The sequence below is a fragment of the Hydrogenophaga sp. genome (assembly GCF_041633695.1).
GTDB lineage: Bacteria > Pseudomonadota > Gammaproteobacteria > Burkholderiales > Burkholderiaceae_C > Hydrogenophaga.
In genome coordinates, this window is the sequence record NZ_JBFJMY010000443.1 from 1 (window position 1) to 3,409 (window position 3,409).

A 3,409-nucleotide genomic window follows, 5' to 3' on the forward strand; every position below is an offset into this window, starting at 1 on the left:
CCGAACGGCACCACGGGGAAACCGGCGGCCGAGCTGTAAGCCCAGCCGAGCAAAGGCACCGCAAAAAACAGCACATACAGCGCGGCGTGGGTGGCGTGGTGCGCCCATTGCTGCCAGCGCGGCATGTTCGCCACCACGGCCTCGGGCAATGGTGGCGGCTTTTTCATCCAGCGCCAAAACAAACGCAATGCAGAGAGAGTAAGCACTGACATTCCAGCCCATTTGTGCCAGTTGTAGAGCTGGAGCCGCCAGGGTGAAAAAGGCAGATCGGACATGTACAAGCCCATGGCGAACATGCCGACCAGGGCCAGGCCAAGCAGCCAGTGCAAGGCGCGGGCAAGGGGGTGGTAACGATCGGGTTTCGGTGTAGGCATGCCGGCAGTTTAGGTAGCGATCCGCACAGGACGGGTGAACGGGCTTGAACCCCATGTTGAAATAAATTGAACGGTCGAAGGCCTGCGCTTGCGCGCGGCGCTTCGCCGCCCGGACGTCCGACTCCTACAATGCCCAGATGTTCCACAACGTTCAGCACGGATTGTTGGCGCTCTATCCGGCGCTGGAACACCTGCCGGAATTGCTGGCCAGCCTGCAAGCCACCGAGGTGCCCGCCGGAACCGTGCTGTTTCAAGAGCACGAGGCCTGCCAGGGTTTCCCCATGTTGCTCAGCGGCGAGGTGCGGGTCTCGCGCGCTGCCGCCAATGGCCGCGAACTGGAGCTGTACCGGGTGGTACCGGGCGAAATGTGCCTGGTCTCATCGGCCAGCCTGTTCGCCGGGCAGTTGCTGAGCGCGCGCGGCACCACCACTGTGGTCACCCGGTTCACCTTGTTGTCACCGCCCGACTTCGAGCGCGCCATGGCGCAAGCCGGGTTTCGCCACTTTGTACTGGGCCTGTTTGCCGCCCGCATGGCCGACCTCACGGCGCTGATCGAAGCGGTGGCTTTTCAGCGACTGGACTGCCGCCTGGCGGGCAGCCTGCTCGGCCACGGTCAACAAGTGCGCGCCACCCACCAGGCCCTGGCCGACGAGCTGGGCACGGTGCGGGAAATCGTCACCCGCTTGCTGCACCGTTTTGAGCGCGACGGCCTGGTGACGCTCTCACGCGAGTGCATCACGATCCAAAACAGCGCCGCGCTGCGCGCGCTGGCCACCGGGCAAAACGCCTGAAGAACCGTTGGTCGCGCCTCTGTGACCACGGTCACAGACCCCAGCGGCGGCCAGGGATTCAATAACACCTGACACCACCGCAAGCCACCCCGGCGCCGAGGTCCCTCGGCGACCGCCCACTTCTTTCCCTTTTCAGGAGTACCACATGAACAAAAACGTTGGCGGCATCGACCGCGGCATTCGCATCACCCTCGGCCTGGCCCTCATCGCCGCCGCAGCCACCGGCACCGTCGGCCTCTGGGGCTATATCGGCGTGGTGCCCCTGCTCACCGGCGTGGTGGGCTGGTGCCCGCCCTATGCACTGCTGGGCTTCAACACCTGCGCGATGAAAAAACACTGATCCCGCCCTGGGTCGGCTGATCACGTCGCCGCTGCGCAGACACGGCCAAACTGTCCGCACAGCGACAGCGCAGCCGCCCCTGTGCGGCCTACAGTGGCAGACACCGCGCAGTTTCGACGCGGATCAGGAGACACGCCATGCACATTCCCTCACTGAAAGAAGTCGTCAGCGCCGAAGAATGGGCGCTGCGCTGCGACCTCGCCGCCTGCTACCGGCTGGCGGCCGCCTACGGCTGGAGCGATCTGGTCTTTACGCACATCAGCGCCAAGCTGCCCGACAGCGTGACCGGTGGCGCGCACCAGTTCCTCATCAACCCCTACGGTCTCATGTTCGACGAGATCACGGCCTCCAGCCTGGTCAAGGTGGACATGGCCTGCAACAAGCTGCACGACAGCCCCTTTCCGGTCAACCCCGCCGGCTTTGTGATCCACAGCGCCATCCACGAGGCCCGCCCCGAAGCCGGTTGCGTGTTGCACACCCACACCCGTGCCGGCGTGGGTGTGAGCGCACAAAAAGGTGGCATCCTGCCGATCAGCCAGCAAAGCACCTTTGTTCTGGCCTCGCTGGCCTACCACGACTACGAAGGTGTGGCCTTCCGCCCCGAAGAAAAGCCGCGCCTGCAGGCCGATCTGGGCACGGCCAACTTCATGGTGCTGCGCAACCACGGCCTGCTGACCCTGGGCAAGAGCATCGCCGAGGCGTTTCTCTCGATGTACACGCTGGAAAACACCTGCCGCATACAGGTCGACGCCATGGCCGGGGGCAGCGAGTTGGTGCCGGTGAACCCGGCCATCGTGGCCGGTATGGGTGACGTGATGCGCATCGCCACCGCCGGCCAGGGCGCGCAACTCGCCTGGCCGGCCCTGTTGCGCAAGGCCGAGCGCCTGGGCGCCGATTACAAGAACTGAAGGGCCCCAGCTCAGGCGGCGTCGCCTGAGCCGCCTTGTGGCGCCCGCACAAAGACCTGCATGCCGTCGATCACGGTGCGCAGGCGCTCCACTTCGCGCGAGCCGTCCAGCTTGGCCGACAACGCCGCCAGCCGCAACACCCAGTTCAAACGCGGCAGCAAGCGCTGCACAAACTGGCGCAAGTCGGGCGCCGGCGTCGCCGCACCGGGCTCTACCGCCCCGCTGTAGGCCTGCAACACCGCCAACACCGCCTGGGGGCCCAGTGGCTCCAGAAAGCGCGCCAGCGACAGCAGCAGCTGCAGCGCGTCGTACACCTGCACCGTCTGCAGCGCCAATCCGGGGCGCAAGCGCTCTTCAAAGTCCAGCCGCGCAAAGTGCTGGCCGTCCCAGGTCAGGTTGCGCGTCTGCGCACCACCGTGCCACTGGCCGCGCGCGTGAAAACGCGCCAGATCGGCACCGGCGGCACACATCAGCGGCAGGCGGTCGGTCTCGGGCATGCGGTACAGCAAATGGTCCAGCGTGGCGCCGATGTCGCCGGTCTCCAGCCGCTGGCCGTCAAACGCCAGCACGGTCGGCACATGCTCGCCCGCTGCAGCCAGTTCCAACAAGCGCCCGTGTTCGTAAGCCAGCAAGGCCACGCCATCGGTCTGGCGCACCGCCGCCCAGGGCACCGGCACACCCACGAAATGCGCAAACAACCAGATGCCCAGCGACTTGCGCCGGCTGCGCAAAGGTCGGTCGGCGGTCTTGGTCCAGGTTTTGGAGGGGGTTGTGGTGTTCAAGAGGGTGGATTATCCCGAAAACCCCCATGCCACCCGCAAACGCGGGACAGCGGCGGCCAACACGGGGCACCCCGAGGCGGGTGGCCCACCTGCCAAGCACCGAACCGAGCGCCTGCGCCGGCCAGCCCAACCGGGGGCCAGCGCGGGCGCATTGGCGTCACACCGGGCTGTCGATGCGGATCCAGGTGGTTTTGGTTTCGGTGTACTTGTCAAA

5 protein-coding genes are annotated in these 3,409 nt (G+C 66.0%); 3 read left to right on the forward strand and 2 right to left on the reverse strand.

What is annotated here, in order from left to right:
- Window positions 1-374: cytochrome b (locus tag ABYB95_RS19765; RefSeq protein WP_372660837.1), on the reverse strand; the 374-nt coding region annotated here is incomplete at its 3' end.
- A 137-nt stretch (window positions 375-511) separates the two neighbouring features.
- Here ABYB95_RS19765 and ABYB95_RS19770 point away from each other — a divergent pair.
- From ABYB95_RS19770 to ABYB95_RS19780, 3 genes are all read left to right on the forward strand, one after another.
- Window positions 512-1,165, forward strand: coding sequence for a Crp/Fnr family transcriptional regulator (locus ABYB95_RS19770; RefSeq protein WP_372660840.1), 654 nt, complete (start codon window positions 512-514; stop codon window positions 1,163-1,165).
- A 145-nt stretch (window positions 1,166-1,310) separates the two neighbouring features.
- Window positions 1,311-1,505, forward strand: coding sequence for a DUF2892 domain-containing protein (locus ABYB95_RS19775; protein WP_372660843.1), 195 nt, complete (start codon window positions 1,311-1,313; stop codon window positions 1,503-1,505).
- 137 nt (window positions 1,506-1,642) lie between these two features.
- On the forward strand, window positions 1,643-2,413 hold the full coding sequence (locus ABYB95_RS19780) for a class II aldolase/adducin family protein (RefSeq protein WP_372660846.1): 771 nt from the start codon (window positions 1,643-1,645) through the stop codon (window positions 2,411-2,413).
- Window positions 2,414-2,424: 11 nt separating this feature from the next.
- Here ABYB95_RS19780 and ABYB95_RS19785 read toward each other — a convergent pair whose 3' ends face one another.
- Window positions 2,425-3,195, reverse strand: a complete 771-nt coding sequence (locus tag ABYB95_RS19785) for a hypothetical protein (RefSeq protein WP_372660849.1) — start codon at window positions 3,193-3,195, stop codon at window positions 2,425-2,427.
- Between the last annotated feature and the right edge of the window lie 214 nt (window positions 3,196-3,409).

Excerpts from the sequence above, each read along its gene's own strand:
- ABYB95_RS19770 (WP_372660840.1), top strand. The coding sequence starts at position 512 with ATGTTCCACAACGTTCAGCACGGATTGTTGGCGCTCTATCCGGCGCTG.
- ABYB95_RS19775 (WP_372660843.1), top strand. The coding sequence starts at position 1,311 with ATGAACAAAAACGTTGGCGGCATCGACCGCGGCATTCGCATCACCCTC.
- ABYB95_RS19780 (WP_372660846.1), top strand. The coding sequence starts at position 1,643 with ATGCACATTCCCTCACTGAAAGAAGTCGTCAGCGCCGAAGAATGGGCG.